General features: G+C 72.4%; 1 protein-coding gene. It reads right to left on the bottom strand.

The genetic code is table 11. The features are described 5' to 3' along the window. Window positions 1-283 (bottom strand): hypothetical protein (locus ACZ3HG_RS23380; RefSeq protein ID WP_465334712.1); only part of this gene is annotated, 283 nt, incomplete at both ends.

Genomic DNA, 283 nt, shown 5'->3' with positions numbered 1-283 from the left:
CCTCCGTAGAAGCCTCCGACTGCGAGTCGTCAGCCGCCGTGGGTGCCGAGCCAGACGCAGCCTTGCGCGTCGATCGACGCCGCGCGCGCGCCTTCTTGTCAGGCTCGGAGAAGCCGATCTTGCGCAGCTCGTCCGCCGACCACCCGGCGCTCAGAGCGGCCGAGTAGGCGCGCACGTCCTCGCGTTCCGCGGTCGCGATGCGCTCAGCGATCCGCGCCTGTAGGTCGGCCAGCTCGCGCGCCGTCTCGTCGCGCACATCGCTGAGCGACTGCCGCGCCTCCGC

Source organism: Erwinia sp. PME.40.26/001 (assembly GCF_055556675.1).
Note: the sequence above shows the minus strand (reverse complement) of the source record. Positions and strands in the feature narration are given on the sequence as shown.